Origin of the sequence: Pseudomonas sp. MPB23 (assembly GCF_046605395.1) — a bacterium.
Taxonomy (GTDB): domain Bacteria; phylum Pseudomonadota; class Gammaproteobacteria; order Pseudomonadales; family Pseudomonadaceae; genus Aquipseudomonas.
In genome coordinates, this window is the sequence record NZ_CP176771.1 from 6,178,027 (window position 1) to 6,200,605 (window position 22,579).

General features: G+C 61.7%; 10 protein-coding genes. 4 read left to right on the forward strand and 6 right to left on the reverse strand.

Annotated features, from left to right (window positions below):
- Nucleotides 1-44: 44 nt before the first annotated feature.
- The 5 genes from ACLH0J_RS28150 to ACLH0J_RS28170 all read right to left on the reverse strand — a co-directional run bounded on the left by ACLH0J_RS28150 (nucleotide 45) and on the right by ACLH0J_RS28170 (nucleotide 4,581).
- The gene (locus ACLH0J_RS28150; protein ID WP_411390008.1) at nucleotides 45-1,640 is read right to left on the reverse strand and encodes a glycosyltransferase family 39 protein; all 1,596 of its coding nucleotides are present in this window, start codon (nucleotides 1,638-1,640) and stop codon (nucleotides 45-47) included.
- A 92-nt stretch (nucleotides 1,641-1,732) separates the two neighbouring features.
- Nucleotides 1,733-2,632, reverse strand: a complete 900-nt coding sequence (locus ACLH0J_RS28155; RefSeq protein ID WP_411390009.1) for a hypothetical protein — start codon at nucleotides 2,630-2,632, stop codon at nucleotides 1,733-1,735.
- Nucleotides 2,566-3,270: a glucosyltransferase domain-containing protein gene (locus ACLH0J_RS28160; RefSeq protein WP_411390010.1), complete on the reverse strand. Its 705-nt coding sequence runs from the start codon at nucleotides 3,268-3,270 to the stop codon at nucleotides 2,566-2,568. Before ACLH0J_RS28160 ends, ACLH0J_RS28155 begins: the two co-directional genes overlap by 67 nt.
- Nucleotides 3,242-4,210, reverse strand: a complete 969-nt coding sequence (locus tag ACLH0J_RS28165; RefSeq protein ID WP_411390011.1) for a glycosyltransferase family 2 protein — start codon at nucleotides 4,208-4,210, stop codon at nucleotides 3,242-3,244. The genes ACLH0J_RS28160 and ACLH0J_RS28165 overlap by 29 nt, the downstream gene beginning before the upstream one ends.
- Entirely contained in the window at nucleotides 4,207-4,581 is a 375-nt protein-coding gene (locus tag ACLH0J_RS28170; RefSeq protein ID WP_411390012.1) for a GtrA family protein, read from the reverse strand. Before ACLH0J_RS28170 ends, ACLH0J_RS28165 begins: the two co-directional genes overlap by 4 nt.
- A gap of 223 nt (nucleotides 4,582-4,804) precedes the next feature.
- On the opposite strand from ACLH0J_RS28170, the gene ACLH0J_RS28175 reads away from it, so the two are divergent.
- A complete protein-coding gene (locus ACLH0J_RS28175; RefSeq protein ID WP_411390013.1) occupies nucleotides 4,805-5,938 on the forward strand; it encodes an OpgC domain-containing protein in 1,134 nt (377 codons plus the stop codon).
- A gap of 70 nt (nucleotides 5,939-6,008) precedes the next feature.
- On the forward strand, nucleotides 6,009-12,506 hold the full coding sequence (locus ACLH0J_RS28180; RefSeq protein WP_411390014.1) for an NEL-type E3 ubiquitin ligase domain-containing protein: 6,498 nt from the start codon (nucleotides 6,009-6,011) through the stop codon (nucleotides 12,504-12,506).
- 43 nt (nucleotides 12,507-12,549) lie between these two features.
- Here ACLH0J_RS28180 and ACLH0J_RS28185 read toward each other — a convergent pair whose 3' ends face one another.
- Nucleotides 12,550-13,965: an amino acid permease gene (locus tag ACLH0J_RS28185; protein WP_411390015.1), complete on the reverse strand. Its 1,416-nt coding sequence runs from the start codon at nucleotides 13,963-13,965 to the stop codon at nucleotides 12,550-12,552.
- A gap of 401 nt (nucleotides 13,966-14,366) precedes the next feature.
- Here ACLH0J_RS28185 and ACLH0J_RS28190 point away from each other — a divergent pair, with 401 nt between their 5' ends.
- Together ACLH0J_RS28190 and ACLH0J_RS28195 are read left to right on the forward strand one after the other, a co-directional pair.
- Complete coding sequence (locus ACLH0J_RS28190; protein WP_411390016.1) at nucleotides 14,367-17,489, forward strand: transglycosylase domain-containing protein; 3,123 nt, start codon at nucleotides 14,367-14,369, stop codon at nucleotides 17,487-17,489.
- A 98-nt stretch (nucleotides 17,490-17,587) separates the two neighbouring features.
- Nucleotides 17,588-22,573: an NEL-type E3 ubiquitin ligase domain-containing protein gene (locus ACLH0J_RS28195; protein WP_411390017.1), complete on the forward strand. Its 4,986-nt coding sequence runs from the start codon at nucleotides 17,588-17,590 to the stop codon at nucleotides 22,571-22,573.
- Nucleotides 22,574-22,579: the final 6 nt, after the last annotated feature.

The following is a 22,579-nucleotide window of genomic DNA, read 5'->3' on the forward strand; positions in this document are numbered from 1 at the left end:
ATCGACAAGCACTGTGCCGGAGAGAAGTCACTGCACGTTGGTGGTTACTGACGTGCAGCTCGCTTCCCCAAAGCTGGATCACGGATCTGTGGCGCAGGAGGACAGGGGGCGCCGTCGGCACTCGGCGGCGTGACCAGTAGATGCAATGAGACGATCCCAAACGGACGCTGAAACAGTTCTTTCCAGTGCGTAGGAATGATCGTTTTGGTATCTGTCGAAACGACCCACCAGATCCGGCAGCCGCCGTCCGGCAAGGCGCTCAGAGCCTGTAGATACACCTGATCCGTATAAGGTGAAAACAGTGCCGATGAGCCATAACCCGATGCGTGATAGGTCGGCGCTCCCGGGTAATAGACTTGTGGCTGAGTGGTCGTTTGATTGTAGTAAACAAGGGCAAGGAACCAATAGGAGTCCTCTACCACAATGTAATCGCCTGGCCTCGAACGCCCGGCTATTTCATCGGACAGCGGCTCAATTGCAAATCGGGAGTTCTGGCGATTACCGTCGTACTCTTCTTCTCGCCCATAAATCGCGACAGCGCCATTTAGCTGCAGTGCGATCACGCTTAAAACAACGAAAAATTGCCAGACTCGCCGTCGAAGGCTATCCACGATCAACGCAACGAGGATGGGCAGGCAGGTCAGCGCAAAAAACAAATAACGCTCGACAAATATCGGTTTGATCAACGAGATCAAAAACAATACGAATAAAGGCAGCATTGTATAAATCACCAAGCCCATTTTAAAAAGGCCTGGACGTTGATCAAGGTAGGCCACGCGAAGCGCCATCAGAAAAAACACCCACGGAAGCAGCCGATAAAATAGCCAATACTCATCTTTACCGGTACGGGCTGTCAGTGTCATCCAGAAGGCCGATGGCAGGCTATTCAGGCTGGTAGGTGTAATCCAGGCCAGACCGCCTTCACCGACGAAGGTGTCGAAATGGGAGACCAAATCCAGAATGGAGTACAACCACGGCGTATAAAGAACAACAACGAATACATTGGCCAGCCACCAAGACGGGCGCATCAAGTAATGTGGCTTGCCCTCCTGACGCTGCCCGAGCAACAGCAGATAAAGCCAATGAGACAACACACAGGTAAACGAAATGTAATGGGTATAAAAGCTCGCGCTCATTAACAGCGTATAGATCACCAAATACCTGAGCCGATTAGGCGTTCTCACCCAATAAAACAGAGCGAGGGTTGCACCCAATAAGAAAAATGCAACCAACGCATACATCCGTGCTTCCTGGCTGTAGCGCAGTGCCAGCGGCAATAGTGCCACGAGACTTCCGGCCAGAAGTGCCGCGTTTCGATGGGCGGCCAACCGGGTCAGCCAAATGATCAGCGCGACGTTCCCCACGCCAAACACCACACTCATCGAGCGCACGGCAAATTTGCTATCACCCCACCATTCGATCCAGTAGTGCAAAAAAATATAATAAAGAGGCGGGTGAATATCCCGCGCGGTGATAGAAGAAATCTGCGCGGGGGTATGTCGACTTAAAAGAATACTAAATGCCTCGTCATACCATAAATAAGGCTCGCGCAACCCATAAAAACGCATCGACGTGGCGAGCGCCAGAATGACAAATACCCCACCAAAAAATATCCACGCCGGTTTCGATGCACTCACCATGTGTGCGCCCCTTCTTCACATTGACGACCTCCTTCACCACCACCTCGGCCGAGGTTTGCGTGAATGAAGGCGTCTGGTAAAAAGCATAATAACTAGGGTTTGAATCGCTCCGTGTAGTCCTCAGAGTCGGCTCTATTTTTGATCGCGATAAAACCACTGTCACCGACCACACAGATCGAATAAAACGGATTATCCACCACGGGTTCGCACACCGCTTTTTTCAGCGCAGCCACCTCACTCTGAAACCCGTAAAAATAGCCATTAACCACATTCGTAATACCCAACCTCGGGAAAAATTCCGGAAACAGCATCGCATTTGAACCGCTTAAAATATAACGCTGCACCGGCATGTGAGTCATCGCACCGTGGGCACTGGGAATCCAATTAGTGGAAACACCATGAGACCTATAATAAAACACCCTTTTCGTATTAAGCTCGCTTCGCGAAATCAAGTCATAAGCCATATAAGTCGCCATCGCAATTTCAAGTTCTTTCTTGGCAACCAGCACCTGACCATAGGTATAGGACAACGAAAACATTATCATCGTGGGCACAACTAAAAAACAGACCATTTTCTTCCACACTGTCGAAAACAGCTCATAACTCAATAAGAATAGAAACACCAACAGCACCGAAAACCCAACATAGTTTCTTGCGTCCAAATTCTTCTCCACCACAAACAACATGGCACCGGGAACACAAAGCAGCAGTATTGGAACAGCCAAAAGATAAACGCCGACGACCACGGTTCTGCCCATCGCGCCCCCCGTCATCGCCTTAAAATGCCTCATCCACCTCAAATAGCTCAACCCCGCGGCGACCAACACTATACTCGCGCCCCCCCACAGCGCAGGGTTGAACAACAACATCACCTTGTCCATCGTCAATAACAATTTGGTGGCGACACTCTCCCACCCATCCATGTTCAGGGGCAGCAATCGTCCGCGCTCATTGTTCGCCAACTGGAAAGCCGTAAAAAATAAATCAGGCATCCCGCCATCAACTGCCCGGCCCTGGTAACGATCACCGACAACACGTCTTTGACGGGCTTCTTATTCCTGACATTCCATACAAATTCAACCACGCAGAGCCCGAAAAATACGCTCACCGTCAGTTGATAAAGCGCCAATACCACCGCAACCAATATCGCCGAGACCAAACAGCGCAACGCTGCAGATGTCGCATTATTCGTGATCGCATAGAGGGCGGCTGACACTGCCAGAACCATTCCTGGCCCGTCATATTGATACGTCAGATTGCCCAGGAAAAATGGATTGCATAACAGGGGCAAGAACACCAGACAGGTGAACACGGAGGGAGCAGGAAAAAAGTACACCGTCACACTGGCCATCGCCGCAGCCATTACCCATATGGAAACAAACAAGGGCAAAGGAAACATATTCACCTTGGCTGGAACGAACGAAAGTCCCGTCAGCGTATACTCCAGCAGCAGCCTTCCCTGATCTCGCCACTGATCATAATCCAACAACAGCGAACGCCAGTTGTCGTCGATATACCTGAAGTCAGCATGAATAATAGGAAACACATAAAGCATCGAAGCGGCTAAAAAAAAGTAAAAAACTTCCCTTCCAGTCAAAACCCTATCGGCCCACATTTTCAACGCCCTCACGTTCACTTTTCTGAACTGTAAGCCTCACGATTTCCTTCACCACATACTTAGGCCGATGCTTGGCCTCCATATAAATCCGCCCTACATATTCCCCCAATATCCCGATCCCAATCAGTTGCACCCCACCCAAAAACAAGATCGCCGTCATCAACGACGGATACCCCGGTACCGCATTGCCAAACAGCACTTTGTCCACCACCAGGTACCCGGCGTACACCAGCGCCAGCAGCGAAATGCAGCCGCCGATGTAACTCCACAAGCGCAGCGGCACGGTGCTGAAGGAGGTGATGCCGTCCAGCGCCAGGTTCCACAGTTTCCAGGCGTTGAACTTGCTTTGCCCGAGGGTGCGCGGTACGCGGTCGTATTCGACGATGGCCACGTTGAAGCCGGCCCAGGACAGCACGCCTTTCATAAACAGTTGCTGCTCGGGCAGGGCCTTGATCACGGCCACCACCTTGCGGTCCATCAACCGGAAGTCGCCGACGTTTTCTTCGATATGGGTGTAGGAAATGCGATTGAGCAGGTGATAGAACAGTGACGCGCTGCGGCGTTTGAGGTAGCCATCGCTGGAGCGATCGCGCCGTTTGGCCAGCACCACGTCGGCACCGCCTTGCCATTTGGCCAGCAGTTGCGGCACCACCTCGATCGGGTCTTGCAGGTCCACATCCATTGGCACCACCGCCTCGCCCGTGGCGTGTTCCAGCCCGGCGAACAGCGCCGCTTCCTTGCCGAAGTTGCGCGATAAATTGATCAGCGCCACATCGCTGTCGGCCAGGGCAATCGCGCGGGCGACCTCGGCGGTGCGGTCGCTGCTGCCATCGTTGACGAACACGATGTCGACCGCGTGCCCGCGCAAGCCGGGCTCGCGCCGGACCGCGTCGTAGAATGCGCCGACCGTCTGCTCCTCGTTGAACAGCGGCACCACCAGCGAGACCCTCATGACCCACGCTCGCGAAATACCACCCACCGGGACAGCAGGAAACCGCAGACCAGGCTCAGCAGCGAGAACACCACCACCGTGACCAGCCCCGGCAGGCGCCAGCGATCCGCCAGCCCACCCACACCCAGGCTCAGGCCGCCCATGCACAACATGAACAGGCCGTAGCGCGGCCACGAGGCCGGCATGGCAAAGGTGTAGATCGCATTCACATAGAAGGAAAAGCTCGCCGCCACGCAGAAAGCCAGCAAGTTGCTGAACGCCTGGCTCAGTTCAAAGGCGGTGCGCAACACAAAAAACAACTGCCAATGGATCACCGTATTAGCGATGCCAATCACCGTATAGCGGCTGAATCCCTTCCACAGTCTGGTCATGCGCAGGTCCTGTCGTGGCCATCTCCAGCAAGCCACACGAACCCCCATGCGTCTACTGTCAGAATTAACAGGTACCCGGCGCGCGCAGTTGAGACATTCAGTAATACCCAGCCTTTGCAATTGCTTATAAATAACGCCAACCTGCGCCCGCCCGACGTGCGGCGTACGACAATGCGTGCCGACACCGGTCATTACTAAACCTATTGTTCAAGAGCCCGCTGCCATGCTGAACGGACGCGACCCACGCATCGATTTTTTTCGGGGCCTGGCGTTGATCTTCATTTTCTGGGATCACGTCCCCCACAATCCCCTCGGCCAGATCACCCTGCGCAACGTCGGTTTCAGCGACGCCGCAGAGGTCTTTGTATTCCTCGCCGGCTACGCCGCCGTGCTGGCCTACGGCAAGATCCTGCAGCGCGACGGCTATTGGTTCACTTCGCTGAAAATCCTGCGCCGCACCTGGGTGTTGTACGTGGTGCATATCTTCCTGCTGGCGATGCTGATGGGCATCGTGTTCTTCGCCAACAGTCATGTGGAAACCCGCGACCTGGTCGCAGAGATGGGCCTGACGCACTTCGTCACCCACCCGCAACAGGCCCTCACCGATGAACTGTTGCTGCGCTTCAAGCCCAACCTGATGGACCCGTTGCCGCTGTATATCGTGCTGCTCGCCGGTTTGCCGCTGGTGTTGCCGTGGCTGCTGCGCAAGACCTGGTGGGTGGTGGGCGCGTCCATGACGGTGTACCTGCTGGCGCCCTGGATGGGCTGGAACCTGCGGGCGATTGCCGATGGCGTGTGGTATTTCAACCCGGTGACCTGGCAGTTCCTGTTCATCCTCGGCGGGGCGGCTGCGATCCATGCCGGACGTGAACGCCCAGCCGAGCAGCGCGCGCTGGTGCGCCAGCCGTTGTTCGTGGCGGCGGCGCTCTACACGCTGGCGGCGGCGGTGCTGACCTTGTCATGGCGCTGGCCCGAGGTGCACGACACGCTGATGCCAGCGTGGCTCAGTGAGTTGATCTACCCCATCAGCAAGACCGATCTTTCACCGTTGCGGCTCCTGCATTTCCTGGCCCTGGCGTATGTCACCGCCAAGCTGCTGCCGGGGCGTGGCTGGACGCAGAACTGGCCGGCGCAACAGTGCTGCCGCATGGGCCGTTATTCCCTGGAAGTGTTCTGCCTGGGGGTGTTGCTGGCGCCGCTGGCGGACATGCTCAACGCCCAGGCCAACGACGCGTGGCCGATGCAGCTATTCAGTGCCGTGCTGGGCCTGCTGCTGATGGCGGCCCTGGCGACCTGGCTGGAATTCAACAAACACCTGGATGCGTCCCGGCACCCGCAACCGGTCACGGGTAAATAGTTAACCCTTGATGACGCACCGGCGGTGATTACATCGGCCTTCCACTTAATTTGTGAAAGGCCAATGACCCATGCCGACCTCTGATCTACTCAACGGTTTGTCCGGCAACCTGCAATCGAGCACCTCCTGGGCCCAACAGGAGGCGCTGGAGCAGATCCGGCAAAACCTCACGCACGCTTTGAGCGGCCTCACGCTCGCTGAACAAAAGCGCTATATCCAGCTGCAGCGCGATGCCCTGGCAGCCTTGACCGCGGTGGAAACCGAAAAAGAGCGCGAAGTCCAGACGTTCAAGACTGAAGGCCTGGCCCAGTTGCGCAGCCGTATCGGCGGTCGCGACCCCGAAGCCTTCCGCTTCAACACCACGTACCGGGAAAAAATCGACAAGCCCTTCCCCTGGGAGCCTCAACGCAGCGAACGCACGCGCTTTCGCCGCCGTTCCTACACCGAGGACTGGCACTACATCGACCATGTCAAAAGCCTGTCGCTGTGGGAGGCGGCTTGCCTGAACTTTGGCTTCACCTCTGGACGGATCACCGAGTCCGGCTACAGCCTGGTACAAGCCAGCAAGGTGATTGGCCCCGGCGACGACCGCAGCCTCTCGGCGCAGGCATTTATCGACGTGGCACGTGAACTCGACCTCGGCGGCCAACTGAAAAAACGCATCAACGCCACCTTGGGTGAGCACGGCACACTGCGTCGCCTGATCGGGGTTGCGGCCAAGACGCTGCTGCAATTCGACGTGCTGGACGCCTGGCGCAACCGGACCGAGAGCGGGCTGACCCGCGCGATGTTCGACATGCTCAACGCCGCCATCGATGAAACCGGGCCGCAACCGGAAATCGACTCGATGGGCCTGACATCGGGCATCACTCTGGTGACGGTCGTGCTCTTCGTGCCCTGGGACAACACGGTGCCAGTGCCGCTGCTGATTATTCGCGTCGGGGCCCTGGGCGTGCTGTCGTACTTTCCCTTCCGTCCCGGCGGCGCGCTGCGCTATCACGCCGATACCCGCGCCGCAGAACAAGCGTTCCGCCAGCAACTGCTGGACAGCCATCAAAAGAACGACCTGGGCTGGTTTTCCCGGCAATTACCCCTGGTGGGCATGTCAGTCTTTTCCCGGCTGCTGAGCAACAAACCACGACCGGAATGCATGAGCTGGCTCGCGGGCGGCCTGTACGACGGGTTCCACAAAGCCTTCCCGCCGCGCACGATCGAGGACATCCGCTTCACGCCCGACGCCAAGGCCGGGCGGCCGGTCGGGTTGGTGCAAGCCCTGACGTTCCGGCAACTGCAACGCTGCCAGGCGGACCTGGACATACTCGCCGTCGATCGCTCCGAAGCCGATTGGGAAGCCCTGAAGGACGCGGCGCAGGCGATCGCGTCGGAAGTCCTCGACATGCTCCTCACCCCGGTTCCCGGTGGATTGACCGGCATGATGCGCACGCTCCAGTTGCTGATGCTCGGCAGCCTGACCTACAGCGTGATCCAGGGTGTGGACCAGGCGGCCAAGGGCGATGCCAGCGCCTTTGCCAGCAGCTTGACGGACGTGGCCGACCTGATCGTCAGCGGCCAACTCAGCACCCTTGCCAGCCGCCTGCAGCGGCAGCGCATGCAAGCGTTGATGAGGCGCATCGGCAACCCACGTAAGGTCGCCCTCCCCAGCAACCACCCACACCTCTGGAAACCCGATGCGCAGCCATATGCCCATGACCGCCAATCGCTGCTGGACGGCCGAAGCCCCGACGCACTGGGCCTCTACAACGTCGACGGCGAGCACTACGTCAAGCTGAACCAGGATGAGCAATTCCTGGTGGCCAAGGTCAAGCACGATGACCAACAGATGCGCTACGTGCTCACGCACCAACGCACCGATGGCTATACCCCGCCGATCATCTTCGACCCGGCGAAACAGGCGTGGGTGTTCGACCTGCACAATACCCACACCCTCTCGGACATCGAGTTGCTACAACGCATGCTGCCCGACGGTTCGGCGCTGGCCCCCGCAGCGGACCTGGAAACCATGCTGCGCAGCACCGCCACCCCCCGTCTCACCCTGGACAAGGTATGGCGGTCGGAGCCGGCGCCCTTGAACCTGATCGAAGGGGTCAGGCGCCTGCAAGCCGACCGGGTGATCCAACTGATCATCGACCGTTTCAACGAGCCCGGCTACCTGCCGCCCCAGGGGGACAGCGCAGTGTTGTGCGTGCTGACGCAATTGCCCGACTGGCCCGCCAATACCACCTTGAGCATCAGCGACCCACAGCAGGTGGTGATCGAGCGCTACAGCAAAACCGAAACCCCGCCGGCTCCCACCCACGCCATCGAGATCATCAGGGGCGAGGATGGCACCTACAGCGCGCCGGATGTCGCGCACCTGCCGGTCAATCCCGACGAGCCGCTGTTGAGCCTGGTCATCGCGTTGCAACCGAGCCCTTCGCGCCTGGGCCTGGAAGGTCATGCCTCGCACACGGTTGCGCAACGCATCACGGTGGTCCGGCGCCAGGTCACCGAGCTGACCGGCCAGGAACGCATAAGCGTGTTCAGCGCGCTGGTGAACTATGCCGGTTACGAAAAGGGCGAGCGGCTGGTGCCGGCGAATGTGCGCCGCTTCCTGCCCGCCAAAGCCTCGCCGCCGCTGGTCGCTGTCACGCCCTTGCTGAAAAAACTGCGTGACCTCAACCGCCCCTTGTCGCCGGCCAATCTCGAACGCTTGCTTGGACAACACCCCCTCACGCCCCGCCAGCAACAGGCGTACTTGCAGCACGGCACGCTGCCGGGCGCGTTCCACGAGCTGCTGGACAACCACCGTACCGCGCTGCGTATCGACGCGGCGATCGACGGCTTGTACCACGCCCGCGCCTACAGCGATGACACGGACCAATGGGCCCGGGAGTTCGCGTCGGCACTGGTGAAAAACACCCTCAAGCGCCCGTTCGTGATCACCGAAGTGATCGCCGGGCACATCGCCAAACCCTACGTGTCCAAAGGCCCGCAGGACCCCACCGTGGAACTGCGTCATTACGGCGACGGCGTGTATGAGGCGTACGACATGCTCAACGGCGGCACGATCCCGGTGCCCGCCAGCGTGGACAGTTTCTACCTGGCCATCGGCTCGGTGCTGCAACCCCACGAGCGCCAATTGCTCGGCATGACCAGCGCCACAGACGCCCAAGGCCTGCGCACCCGACTGGGCGACTACATGAGCAGCCAACGCAGCGCGGCCGGTTTTGTCAGCCTGGTCAACGGTTCGCTGATGCAGTACGAACAGACACTGAAGCTGCCCGCCGAGCTGACGACGAACGCCCTGGGCCTGTACGAATGGAATGATCGGCATTACCTGCCGCTGTACGGTTCGCTGTATCGGATCGTATTCGACAAACGCGTGCACAAATGGCGCCTGAGCCACCCCCAGAAAATCGGTGTCGACACGCCGCTGCTGACCCACAACGACCACGGCGCCTGGCGTCTGGCCGGCGAAAACCCGATGACCTGGAACGACCACGAACTGCTCTACCGCCTGGGTAACCACACCTATTCGTTTACCCAGGCGGAGTCCGCACACATCCTCGCCCTGACCGACACCCCGGCCAGGCTCTTGCGCCACGTCCACCATGCCGGGCATGCCGCCCCACCGTTGCTGGCCGACACCTGCAAGCGCCTGAAAATCGAGGAGCAAATCCAGCAGTTCATTGAAGCGCTGGGCAACACCCCCACGTCGCGCTTCGCCCGCCCCGACTTGCAGTTGCTGGTGCTGTCGAGCCTGCCGAACTGGCCCGAAAGCCATGTGATCCGCGTGGTCGACACCGACAACCGGGTCATCCAGCAATACCCCGAGCGCAATCGCCCCGGCGACAAGGCCTTGCAGGTCAAGCAGCGTGACTACGAAAACGCCAGGCTGCTGGACACGGTCATCACCAACGATGAGGTGACCCAGGCGTTGCTCGGTGAACTGCCGGACTCCAGCGATGACCGCCTGTTCCAATTGGTCAAGCAGATCGTCGAGTTCACCGAGCGCGAAAAACCGCAGTTGCTCAAGTCGATCTATCAACGCAGCGAACAAGAGGGCTCGGCGCTGGTCCGCCAATTCAAGGCCCATCATCCGCAATTGCCCAACAGCAGCGTCCAGGCGATCCTTGGCCACGCCACGCCCAAGGAACTCAAGCAACTGCAAGCACAGAAGGTTCCCGGTCTGCGCCTCGCGGAACAGGCGCGCCTGTCTACCGCCGACCTGCGCCTGAACCGTGCCTACGAGGGCCTGTACAGCGACGCCTGTATCAACGCCGACAGCGACAAGATCACCCTGCACCTGCTCAAGCAATTGCCCACCTGGCCCGCGGACCTGCGCATCGACATCCACGAAGGGGACAACAACGGCCCGCTGTTGCAGAGCGCTGGCCCGATCACCGGCATCCAACGCCGCTCGCTCGCCAAGACGGCACGCGGCTACCAGGCTTACGACGCGGCGGGCAACCCGCTCGGCCAGCCGTCGAACCGGTTGCTGCGGGTGATACTGTCGGCCTTGTCCAATCAGGAAAAAAGCATGTTGCAGGCCACCGATGAGGCAGGAATCACGGCGCTGCGCCAGCAAATTCTCACCCTGGCGCTGGCGCAACGGGTCGAGATCAAGAGCCTGCTGGACCTCCCTCACCTGCAACCCTGGATGGTGCCGCCGATGAACGTCGAGCGCAGCTTTCTGGTGTACCCGTTCTGGAGCCGGCTGTGGCCATTCGGCGGCAACCGTACACCGGACCTGATCAGCAAAGTCCAGGAAATTTACCCACGCATGCAAAGCAGCGATGCCCGCGATTTCATTCGCTCGCTGAACATGAGCGAGCCCGCTGCGCTGATTGAAATCGAACGTCGGCGCACCGAGTACCAGCACATGGATGTCGAGCTGGCACGCTGGGCCGATACCCCCCAGAACGCCGATGAGCACCAGCGTGACCCGCTGGGAATGAGCCTGGCCAACCGCCGCTACATTGCCCAGCAACTGCGCGAAGCCTGGCGCCAGGAAACCCGCTCGATCACCTACCTGGCCGGGGTTTTTCACGCTCAGTTCCTGGAGCTGCAACTGGACGAGGGCAACCTGCCGCCCGTGCATTTCATCAGCGGCACCCAGGGCTTTGCCCACATCGACTTCCTGAAAATCTCGGGCAACCACTTTCCGCCCACCGGAAATGACTTCCTGAGCAAATTCAGCGGGTTGAGCGGCGTGCACCTGGATTGCCGGTTGACCGAGTTACCCAGCGCCATCACCGACATGCGGCAACTCACGCACCTGACCCTCAGTGACAACGACATCCGCCTGACCGACACCTCGGCCCAGCGCCTGGCGTCGATGGTCAACCTCAAGCGCCTGGACCTGGGGGATAACCCGAACCTGGGCGTGACCCTGAACGTCAGCGCCATGACGCAGTTGCAACACTTGAACCTGGCCAATACCGGTTCGACCCAATGGCCCGTCGGCGCAGAAACCCTCCCCCATCTGACCGAGCTGTACCTGCAGGAAAACGCCATTACCGAGATCCCCGAAACGGTATTCACCGCATCGCGCGATGGCCTGCGCGGGCGCAACATTCTGCTGCATGAAAACCCGCTGTCGGCGACCACCCTTGAGCGCATAGAGCAGCACCGCCGCACCACCGGGGTCAGGGTCGGCGGCGCCCTTGGGCCACGGCACCAGCCACCGGTGGCGGACGGCGTTTCGCTCTGGCTGAGCGGTGTGCCCGCGGAGGATGTTGCGGCGCGCAAAGCCCTGTGGGAGCAACTCAAGCACCATGAAGGCGCCAATCCCGAGGATGTCTTCAGGGTGCTCACCGACCTGACTCAAACCTATGCGTACAAGGCAAGCACCGCGCGGCGGGAGGCATTGACCCAACGGGTATGGACCTTGCTGTTGGCCATGGGCAAATCGACCGAGCTGCGCAATAACGTGTTTCTCAACACCTATGGCTCGGGTGACTGTGGCGACAGTGTGCTGCTGGCCTTTACCAACATGGAGCTGGAACACCAGATCCACCAGGCCAAGGTACAGAGCCGCAGCTACGACAGTGATCGCGCGCTGATTGCCTTGTCCAGCGGGCGGTTCTACCTCAACCAACTGGACCATATCAGCGACAAGTTCATTCACGATCGGGAAGTGGCCGGCCTGGAGGTCGACCCGGCCGAGGTCACGATTTACCTGCGCGCCAAACTGGCGCGGGAGTTCAATCTGCCGTTCCATCCACTGGAACTGCTGTACACCGTCGAGGACTACGTGACCGATGCCATCATCAACGACGCACGCGAGCAACTGCGCAGGCTCGGCCAGAGCCCGGCTCTGCAGGAGTGGTTGTTGATGGAGGGATTCTGGATCGACTACCTGGCGCGCAGCCACCCGGAGCCCTTTGCGACCGTCAAGGACACCATCCGCTACAGGGTCGGCCAGTTGGACCAGGAAGTGCCGGACAAGTATTCCGACACGTATCTGGAACGGCGTCAGTCACTGGTTGACCTGGAGCAGGCGGAACACAATCGCCTGGTGCGGCAACTGACCGTCGCCACCCAGGCGGCGCTGCTGCACGCGTAAGCCATGCCCCGGCGCCGATGACCGGCGCCGGGGCCTCGATGCGTCAGGCCGTACGGGGCGCAACCGGCGCGAGTGTCGGTTGCAGCTTGAACACATAGAACAGCACGGTCAGCAGCACCAGGAATACCGGGCCGACATACAGCGCGATGCGGGTGTCCGGGAAGTACGCCATCAGGCCCACCACCAGCACCAGGAAGGCCAGTGCCAGGTAGGAGCTGACCGGGTACAGCCACATGCGGTATTTCAAGGCGTTCTGCTCGACCGCACTCAGGCTTTTACGGAACTTGAGCTGGGCCAGCAGGATCATCACCCACGTCCAGATCGCACCGAAGGTGGCGATGGAGGTCACCCAGATGAAGACCTTCTCTGGCACCAGGTAGTTGAGCAATACACCGAGCAACAAGGCCAGGATCGACAGCAGCAACGCTTTGCGCGGCACGCCGTTGCTCGCGGTCTTGGCGAACATGGCCGGCGCCTGGCCGTTCTGCGCGAGGCTGTAGAGCATGCGCCCGGTGCTGAAGATACCGCCGTTGCACGACGACAGCGCCGCCGTGATCACCACGAAGTTAATGATGCCCGCCGCCGTCTTGATGCCCAGGCGCTCGAAGGTCATCACGAACGGGCTGCCCTGGGTGCCGATTTCATTCCAGGGGTAGATCGACAGGATCACGAACAACGCCCCCACGTAGAACAGTAGGATGCGCCAGAACACCGAGCCGATCGCACTGGGGATGGTCTTTTGCGGGTTCTTCGCTTCACCGGCGGTGAGGCCGATCATTTCCACGCCCAGGTACGCGAACATCACCATTTGCAGGGACATCAACACCCCCTGCACGCCATTGGGCATAAAGCCGCTGTGGGCCCACAGGTTGGAAATCCCGAGTGCCACGCCATCGTTGCCAAAGCCGAACGCGATGATGCCCACGCCGCCGATCACCATGGCAATGATGGTGACGATCTTGATCAGCGCGAACCAGAATTCGAACTCACCGAAGGCCTTCACCGCGATCAGGTTGATGGTGCCCATGCTGAGCAGGGCGGCCAGGGCCCAGGCCCAACGCGGCGTGTCGGGGAACCACACGCCCATGTACACGGCCACGGCGGTGATTTCCGCCACGCAGGTCACCAGCCACAGGAACCAGTAGTTCCAGCCGGTCAGAAAGCCCGCCAACGGGCCGAGGTAATCCTGGGCATAGCGACTGAACGAGCCGGCCACGGGATTGTGTACGGCCATTTCGCCCAGGGCGCGCATGATCACCAGGATCGCCAGGCCGCCGATGATGTAGGAGAGCATGATGGCCGGGCCGGCCATTTCGATGGCCTTGGCCGAACCGAGGAACAGGCCGACGCCGATACAGGCGCCGAGGGCCATCAGGCGAATATGCCGTTCGCCCAGTTCGCGTTTGAGCGGGCCGCCCGGAGCGGTCTCGTCATGGGGCAGGGAATTGCCAACAGGCATAGGGGTACAACCTCATCTTGTTATTGGATAGGAACCACCCAGCGTCCACGCTCACAACGGGTCGTCATGAGCGCGTCGTCACAGGCTCGCCTTGTGGACAAGCCCGCCTGGCCAGGTGAAACCGGCCAGCTCGGCGGCGGTGCAGTATAAAAAGCCGAAGGCAGGGCTTTTCACTCAATAAACAGCAAGATTCAGCGATAAGTCCCGGCAACAACCCACTTCATAGAGAGGGATCACCTGGAGTCTGTAGGAATTGCCTTCAGGCATGGTTGAGGGCGGTTGTCTGTGGTGAGGCGGCTTGTGCCCTCACCTCCAACCACAACAATTGCGCCCCCAACGCCAACCAGCGTCTAAGCTTCAGTTCAAGTCCGATCAATCTGCCGGCATGGGATCAATCGACTATGGGCGCTTCATGGCAAACCGATTCAACCCAGGCTGCGGCTCCCACCGGCAGCATGGATGAACAGCCATTGCCACCACGCCCCCGCAAGCAGTCGTACCGGTGGCGAGTGGTGTGGCTGCTGCTGGTGATCGCGCTGATCGCCGCGGGTGTCGCCGCCCAGCGCGAAATGCGCAGCGCCCACTGGCAGGCCCGCGAACTGAGCCGCCTGGCCGCGACGCTGAGCTACACCGTTGAACCTGGCGCCAGCACGGCCATCGTGTACCCCGGTGACGGGCCCTTCGACAAACGCCTGGGCTACAGCGCCCTTGATGAATTCCTGCCGCGCCTGCTCAAGCGCAATTACCTGATCCAGCGCCAGGCGCGTTTTTCCGCGCCCCTGATGGCCTACACCGAGCATGGCCTGTTCGTGCCCTACGCCGAAAAAATCCAGGCCGGGTTGTCGATCAGCGACTGCCGCGCCGCGCCGCTGTATCAGTTCACCTATCCCCAGCAGTCGTACCAGCACTTCACCGCGATCCCGCCAGTGGTGGTCAACAGCCTACTGTTCATCGAGAACCGCGACCTGCTCGACCCGGCCCAGCCCCAGGCCAACCCGGCGGTGGACTGGCCGCGCTTCGCCAAGGCGGCCTGGTCGCAAGTCGCACGCTTGCTGCACTTGCCCGGGCAGAGCGCCGGCGGCAGCACCCTGGCGACCCAGCTGGAAAAATACCGCCACTCGCCCGACGGCCTGACCCTGTCCGGCGGCGAGAAACTGCGCCAGATGGTTTCCGCCAGCGTGCGCGCCTACCAAGGCGGCCCGCAGACCCTGCAGGCGCGCCAGAACATCGTGCGCGACTACCTCAACAGCGTGCCGCTGTCCGCCGTGCCCGGCCACGGTGAAGTGCATGGCATGGCCGAAGGTTTGCGGGTGTGGTACGGCGCCGACTTCAACCGCACCAATGCGCTGCTGGCCGACAACAGCGCACACGACCTCGGGCAAAAAGGCCTGGCGCTGCGCGAGGTCCTCTCGTTGATGATTGCCCAACGCCGGCCTTCCCATTACCTGTCCAAAGGTCGCCTGGACTTGGCGCAACTGACCGACAGCCACATCCGCCTGCTCCAGCACAATGGCATCGTCGAACCGGCCCTGGCCGACGCCGCCCTGGCGAGCAAGGTGACGTACCGCGACTGGCAGCAACAACCGACGCTTCAACCGATTGAAACCAACAAGGGCATCAGCGTCGCCCGCAGTCGCCTGGCTGCGCTGCTCAACCGCCCGCTGTACGACCTCGACCGTCTCGACCTGTCCGCCACCAGCACCTTGCAGAACGACCTACAAACCCAGGCCACTGCCTACCTCAAGCGCCTGGCCGATCCCGCGTTCGCCGGGCAACTGGGCCTGCTCGGCCCGCGCCTGTTGACCGCCGCCAGCACCGCGCAAGTGCGCTACAGCTTTACCCTGTACGAGATGACCGCCGACGGCGCACGGGTGCGGGTACAGACCGACAACACCGACCAACCGTTCGACATCAACGAGAGCAGCAAGCTGGAGTTGGGCTCCACCGCCAAGCTGCGGGTGCTGACCACCTACCTGCAGATCATCAGCGAACTGCACGACCGCTATGCCGGGCAAACACCCGTCGCGTTGAAAAAGGTTGCGGTCGATGAACAGGATCGCCTGTCGCGCTGGGCCGTGGATTACCTGGCGCAAAACACCGACCAGAGCCTGCCGAAGATGCTTGAGGCGGCGCTCGACCGGCCGTATTCCGCCAGCCCCGGCGAAAGCTTTTTCACCGGTGGCGGCCTGCATCACTTCCACAATTTTCGCAACGAAGACAACGGTCGCAGCCCGAGCCTGCGCGATGCCCTGCGCGAATCGATCAACCTGCCGTTCATCCGCCTGATGCGCGACCTGGTGCGCTACAGCACCTATCAGGGCGCCAACAACAGCGCCGAACTGCTCAAGGACGACAACAACCCGCGCCGCCAGGAATACCTGGCCCAGTTCGCCGACCGCGAGGGCACCACCTTCCTGCTGCGCTTCTGGAAGCGCTACCGCAACAAAGACACCCAGGCGCGGCTCGACACCTTCCTCGACGGCATGCACCCCACGGCCATGCGCCTGGCCGCCGTGCACCGTTACCTGCTGCCCCAGGCCAACCAAGACAGCTTCAACCGCTTCGTGCGCGCACACCTGACGAGCAAAAACCCGGAAAAACTCACCGACGAACGCCTGGCCAAGCTCTACAAGGATTACGGCCCCGGCGCCTACGACCTGCCCGACCAGGGCTATATCGCCAAGGTCCACCCGCTGGAGTTGTGGCTGCTCGGTTACCTGCTGGAACACCCCGACGCTACCTTCACCCAGGCCGTGGCCGCCAGCGAGCACGAGCGCCAGGAAGTCTATGGCTGGCTGTTCAAGAGCCGTCACAAGAGCGCCCGCGACAGCCGCATCCGCACCATGCTGGAGATCGAAGCGTTCCTGGACATTCATCAACGCTGGCAGGCGGTCGGCTACCCGTTCGACCACCTGGTGCCGTCCCTGGCCACGGCCATCGGCAGCTCCGGCGACCGCCCGGCAGCGCTGGCGGAACTGGTGGGGATCATCCTCAACGACGGCGTGCGCGAACCGACCCTGCGCATCGACAGCCTGCACTTTGCCGCCGACACGCCCTACGAAACCCGCCTGGTCAACAACCCGGATCGCGGTAAACGGGTCATGCCCAGCGAAGTCGCCACGGCCCTGCGCGGGGCGCTGTCGCAAGTGGTGGATGCCGGCACCGCCAAACGTGTGGCCGGCAGTTTCAAGCTGGCCGATGGCACGCCGCTGACCATGGGCGGCAAGACCGGCACCGGCGACAACCGCATCGAAGCCATCGGCGCCGGTGGGCGCATCCTCAGCTCCAAGTCCATCAACCGCACCGCGACCTTCGTGTTCTATATCGGCGCGCAGCACTTCGGCACGCTCACCGCGTTTGTACCGGGCAGTACGGCGCAGCAGTTCACTTTCACCTCGGCCTTGCCGGTGCAGGTGCTCAAGGGCATGGCGCCGATCCTCACGCCGTACCTGCAACCCGGCGAACATACCCGGTGCCAGCCACTGAAACAGGGTGGTAGCTATGCAGGCGTTGCATTCGAATAACGGGTTTGCAACGCGCCAAACGCCCCAGGATTTTGAACTTTTGTTCTGAACTTCAATGGATAGGCTAATGGCTGAAACCCTTTAGCGAGCGCCATTGCATGCCCGATTCATCCTCACTTGCCCTGCCCTGGAAGGGGCCTCATTACGCGCTGATCAAACAGCAGATTCCCGACTGGTTGACCACAGCCGTCCCACACCGGATCGCTGCGCTGAGCAACACCGAACTGTCGCGCCCGGCCTGGTACACCCGCGCCTCGCCCCAACAACATGACACCCTGCAACGGGCGAATGCCGAGGGCTGGCGCGCGCAAAACACAGTGGACCATCAACTGCGCGACGTGCAGGACCTGTACGGATTCGCCGAGCCGCTGCTCAAGCAGGCCATCGGCGACAAATTCCGCCTGGACCTCGACGTCAGCGCCACCTTTCTCAACCTCTACATTCCCAAGCAACTGCCCTGGCACGCGCTGAATATTGCCAAGGGCGCGACCAGCCGCAAAGTCTCATTGCTGGACGCGGCGCTGCATAACTTTGCCGCCGCAGAAACCTTTGAACGCGACTCCAGCTACATCACCCAACCCGATGCCCGTGGCCACTTCGCAATCAAGCCGCTGACGGATCGGATGCCCATCCAGCAGTTCAAGGCCCTGTGCCGCGAACTGGACCTCGGCGCCCGCTATCAACAGCACCTGAACCAGCATCTGCTGCCGGCCGACCTTGACCGCCGCGCCGCACTCAAACACAACATCATCGCCAGCCAAAAGGCCGCGCTCAAAGCCGCCGCGCAATTGGCGGTGCTGAAAGCGGATCTGACGCCGGCGGCCTACGCGGTGCTGTTGCGTACGCTGCGCGGCGAACGCGGCGTGTTGCAGTTCTACCGCTTGAACATCCTGGATACGCCACTGAGCGGCATCCTGCTGATCGCCGCCGACCTGGACCGGGTGTCCAGCGTGTCGAAACTGATCGCCTACATCCCCCACGACCCCGAAAGCCCGGTCAAGGAATACCCTTCCAGCGTGGCGTTCATGGCGGACCTGACGCACAAGCTGCACGCCAACGCGCCGATCCCTTCGCGGGGGCAACAGACGTATCGGCAGTTCTTCAGCCAATTCGTCGGGCATGGCCAGCGCGGGCATTTCTTTGCCGGGCTGGATCAACTGCCGGACCGGGTGCCGTTCTCCGCGTTCAGGATCGACGGTGACCTGTGGGAACACGCCTATCAGCAGGCCCTCAACAAGATCCTCAATGACGGGCGCAGTCTCGCGGTGGCCACCGCCGACGCAGACAGTGCCGCGCGCTGGGCCTGGTGGGACAACGTCACAAAAATCATCGCGGATATCTTCAATGTCGCGCTGACAGTGGTCACACCGTTCGTGCCGTTTCTCGGCGAATTGATGCTGGCCTACACCGCTTATCAATTGAGCAGCGAGCTCATCGAAGGGGTCGTCGACCTGGCCGAAGGGCAATTCAAGGAGGCCGCCGAACACTTGGTGGGCGTAACCCGCGACGTGGTGCAACTGACGACCTTTGCCGCGGGCACCGCCGTGGGTGCGGAGCTCAGGCGCTCGCTGTTTGTCGATAATCTGCGCGTGGTCGATGTCAACGGGCAACCACGCTTGTGGAACCCGGACCTGGTGCCCTACGCCCGCCACGATCTGCAGTTGCCGGCCGAGGTGCGCCCCGATGCCCTCGGCCTGCACACGCATCGGGCGCAACGCATCCTGCGTCTGGAAGACCGGCATTACGTGGTCAAGCACGACCCCGCCAGCGACACCTTCCGCGTCCAGCACCCCAACCGGCCCGACGCCTACGCCCCAAGGCTCGACCACAACGACAGCGGCGCCTGGCTGCATGAAGGCGAAGACCCGCGCACCTGGGACAGCACGGTCCTGCGCGACCGCCTGGGCCCGCTGGTGGACGGCCTCAGCCCGGCGCAACGGGAACAGGCCTTGGCCACCAGCGGCACCCACGACGGCGCTTTGCGCATGATGTATGCCCACCGCGAACCGCCGCCGCCCTTGCTGGCCGACAGCCTCCAGCGCCTGCAACTGCGCCGCCAGGTTGAGCAGGCGGCGCAGCGTATCCGCACTGGCGCGACGGTCGAGCTGCCGACCAACTGGGCGGTGCAAACCACCAGCGAATTGCCCGGCTGGCCAGCGCACAAAGCCATCGACGTGTTCATCAACCCGGACATGAGCGGGTACGCCATGCGCTACGGCGCGGCTGATGCCTTGCCCGCCAACACGTTGAACATCAGTCTGGCGCAGGTGCAGGCCGGCAAGCTGCCCGAGCTGATCACCGCGTTCATGAGCGAAATGGAACTCCAGGCCCTGCTGCCCCCGCCCCTGCCCGAGACGAAAGCCGGGCGGATAGAGGCCTTGCGCGGGCAACTGGCCGAGCGCCTGGCGCCGCACAGGATCGCGATCTTCAACCATCTCTACAGCGCCCGCGAAGTGCTCGACACGCCCCATGGCCAACGGTTTCAACAGCAGTTCCCGCAACTGCCCGGCGAACTGGTGACCCGCCTGCTGCTGCGCAGCTCACCCCAGGAGCTGGACGTGATAAGCCGCGAACAGCGCATCCCCCTGCGCCTGAAAAACCTCGCAAGGGAACTGGCCAACGAAGTGCGCGCCAGCCACGCCAGCGAGGGTTTGTACGACGACGCCTTGCTCACCCCGGATACCGAGCGCATGGTCCTCAATATCGTGCGCCTGAATACCGACGCCCTGGGCGACCTGAGCATCGCGATCCGTGAACAGTCCGCCGACGGCGCCCTGCGTTGCCAGGTGGGCCCGGTCGCGGCCGGCACGCAAAAGAGCCTGGTGTACAAAGGCCAGGGTCGCTACCAGATCGACGCTGCACAGGGTTCGGCCACGCCGGCGCACTACGGTTTTTTCGAAGCTTTGTTGCGCGTGTTTCCGGCCGGGGCCCTCGACTATCGTCCCGGACAGGGTGAAATCTTCAGGGCCTGGCTGCGCGAACAACTGCAACCGCTGGCCGCACGCCGTACCGTGCTGGAGCTGCCCGCGCGGCGCCAGGCCGATGACCGCACGACCCAGCGTCTGCTGCAAAAACCCGGCTTCGAAGCCTTCTCTCGTCTGTTTCGACGCCAGCCGGTGCAAGCGCCGACGCTCAAGGAGACCCTGGCACAGTTATGCCCGTTGCTGAACGAGGAAGAGATCGCCAGCGTCATGCCCTTTCTCAACACCCCGCCGGGCAAGCAACTGCTGGGCAAACTGCAAGCCGACCACCTGCTGCTGCGCGAAGACCTGCGCTACATCCGCAAGCGGCGCACGCTCGCGCCGGCCGGCAGCGTGCTCGCGGAAAACGAACGGCTCATGCGCAAACTGATCGTCAAGGAGCTGCGCACCTGCTGGGAAGCCGGTGCCTACCAGCGCATGTTGCCCCCACAACCGCGCGTGCGTGGCACCCTGCTGGACCTGAGCGAACTGGTGCTGGGGCGCTACGTACAGCACATGGAACCGCTGCGGGCCGACTTCAGCCACGTGACCCGCCTGAACCTGAGCGGCACGCGCCTGCAGGATCAGGAGATGGGCTTTCTCGACAACTTCCCCAACGTGCGCGCCGTGGACCTGTCCGGCAACGAACTGACCGGCGTGCCGCCGCAACTGACCGATCTGCGCGACCTGACCGCGTTGAACCTGAGCCACAACCCGATCAGATGGGGGCGCTACGACTACGAGGTGCTCAAGCGCCTGCCGCTGCTGCGCTCATTGAGCCTGGACGGACACACGCTGCTCAAAGTGCCGCCGGATATCAGCCAGATGCCCGAACTGCGGCGGCTGGCCATGCGCAGGAGCGGCATCAGCCAATGGCCACCTGGCCTCGACAGTCCACGGCTGGCCATCCCCGAACTGGACATGACCCATACCGCCGTGAGCAGCGTGCCGCAGTTCGCCGAGGACTCGGTGGGCGCACGCATCGTGGCGGGCAGTTGGCTCGACCGCAGCCGCCTCGAAGCAGCCGATGAAGCGCGCTTCGTCAGTTATCGCCGTGCCTTCGGCTTCGACCCTTACCGCACCGAGCCACGTGGCGGGGCCGCCGACCGGCAGCACTGGTTGGCCGGCCTGAGCGGCGACTCCCGCGCCGAGGCCATCCAGGTGTGGGAGGACGTCGAAAAAGAGCATGGTTCCCAGGGCCTGTTCGACCTGCTCAGGCTGCTGCGCCCGCCGGAAGAATTCCAGACCGAGACCGATGCGCAACTGTTCCGGCAGGGACGCGAGGACCTGGCCATACGGGTCTGGCAGTTGCTGTTCGCGGTGGACGAAAACCCAAAGTTTCGCGAGCGGATTTTCAGCCTGGCCGCGACGCCGGCCAATTGCGCGGATGCCGGCGCGCATATCTTCAACCGCATGGGGGTCGAGACCCTGCTCGAACAGATCCTCAAGGACAACACCCCCAGGGCACTGCAACAGCGCGAAAGCCGGCTGGTAAACCTGGCCCGGCAAGCCTGGCGCCTGGACCAAGTCAACCGGCTGGCCCGCGAAGAGGTGCTGCACCGCATCACGCCGCTGCACGACGGCGGCCTGGGGCAAACCTTCGGCAGCGGCGACGGCCAGGTGGACGACGTGCAGGTGTACCTCGCTTACCAGACCGGGCTGAAGACACGCCTGGACCTGCCGTGGCTGTCCGAACACATGGTGTACCGCAACACCGCCAAGGTCACCCCTGCCCATCTCGACAGGGCCGCCCGCGCGGTCCGTCGCTTGCAACAGGGCGACGGCCTGGTCGATGGCCTGCTGGAACAGCCGTTCTGGAACGATTACCTGCACGACGCCCACCTGGACGCCTTCAATGCCCAGGCCGAACAGCGCCAGAAGGCCGGTAGCCAACTGCAGGACCTGCTGGAACTGCACGAGCAATGGATCGGTGAGCCGAGCGACGAGTTGCGCCGGCAGTTAACCCACCTGGCCGACGCGCTGGTGATCCCGCACAACGTGGTGCTCGCCGAGCAGGCGTTTTCAGACACGGCCGTGCTGGGCTTCTACACCCATATCCAGCGCGACTACACCGAACTGGCGCGGCGCTTGACCCGCGAGGCGCTGCTGCGCGCCAGCGCCTGACGGCAC

Coding starts and splice junctions, on each gene's coding strand:
- ACLH0J_RS28150 (WP_411390008.1), bottom strand. CDS start 1,640: ATGGTGAGTGCATCGAAACCGGCGTGGATATTTTTTGGTGGGGTATTT.
- ACLH0J_RS28155 (WP_411390009.1), bottom strand. CDS start 2,632: ATGCCTGATTTATTTTTTACGGCTTTCCAGTTGGCGAACAATGAGCGC.
- ACLH0J_RS28165 (WP_411390011.1), bottom strand. CDS start 4,210: ATGAGGGTCTCGCTGGTGGTGCCGCTGTTCAACGAGGAGCAGACGGTC.
- ACLH0J_RS28170 (WP_411390012.1), bottom strand. CDS start 4,581: ATGACCAGACTGTGGAAGGGATTCAGCCGCTATACGGTGATTGGCATC.
- ACLH0J_RS28175 (WP_411390013.1), top strand. CDS start 4,805: ATGCTGAACGGACGCGACCCACGCATCGATTTTTTTCGGGGCCTGGCG.
- ACLH0J_RS28180 (WP_411390014.1), top strand. CDS start 6,009: ATGCCGACCTCTGATCTACTCAACGGTTTGTCCGGCAACCTGCAATCG.
- ACLH0J_RS28185 (WP_411390015.1), bottom strand. CDS start 13,965: ATGCCTGTTGGCAATTCCCTGCCCCATGACGAGACCGCTCCGGGCGGC.
- ACLH0J_RS28190 (WP_411390016.1), top strand. CDS start 14,367: ATGGGCGCTTCATGGCAAACCGATTCAACCCAGGCTGCGGCTCCCACC.
- ACLH0J_RS28195 (WP_411390017.1), top strand. CDS start 17,588: ATGCCCGATTCATCCTCACTTGCCCTGCCCTGGAAGGGGCCTCATTAC.